At 58.1% G+C, this 685-nt stretch carries 2 protein-coding genes; both read left to right on the forward strand.

The genetic code is table 11. From position 1 onward, the window contains the following. Nucleotides 1-286 (forward strand): peptide-methionine (R)-S-oxide reductase MsrB (gene msrB / locus ACR0E6_RS22375; protein WP_480587509.1); only part of this gene is annotated, 286 nt, incomplete at its 5' end. Further along, nucleotides 283-685 (forward strand): peptide-methionine (S)-S-oxide reductase MsrA (gene msrA, locus ACR0E6_RS22380; RefSeq protein WP_480587511.1); only part of this gene is annotated, 403 nt, incomplete at its 3' end. The genes msrB and msrA, both read left to right, overlap by 4 nt.

Raw genomic sequence — 685 nt, forward strand, 5'->3', positions numbered from 1 at the left:
CTCGACGCACAAATACGAATCCGGCTGCGGCTGGCCCAGTTTCACAAAGCCAATCATCCATGAACATGTGGAAGAGTTTCGCGACACCACCCATGGTATGATCCGCACCGAGGTCCGCTCAAAACACGGCGACAGCCATCTGGGCCACGTCTTCCCGGACGGCCCGCGCGAACATGGTGGGCTGCGCTATTGCATCAACTCCGCCGCCCTGCGGTTCATCCATCGCGACGAGATGGAAGACGAAGGTTACGGCGAATACCTGATCCATGTGGAGGACATCCAATGAGTATCGAACGCGCTGTTCTGGCCGGTGGCTGCTTTTGGGGCATGCAGGACCTGATCCGAAAACTGCCCGGCGTGTCCCGCACGCGTGTCGGATACACCGGCGGCGACGTGCCGAATGCCACCTATCGCAACCACGGCACCCATGCCGAAGGGATCGAGATTTTCTTTGACCCCACTCAGATCACCTATCGTGATCTGCTGGAGTTCTTCTTTCAGATTCACGACCCGACGACACCGAATCGTCAGGGCAATGATCTTGGCATGAGCTACCGTTCAGCGATCTACTATGTGGATGACGCGCAAAAGCAGGTGGCTCTGGACACAATCGCGGATGTGAACGCCAGTGGATTGTGGCCCGGCAAGGTCGTCACCGAACTTGAACCCGTGGGCGACTTCTGGG

The organism is Ruegeria sp. AP12 (genome assembly GCF_056540025.1).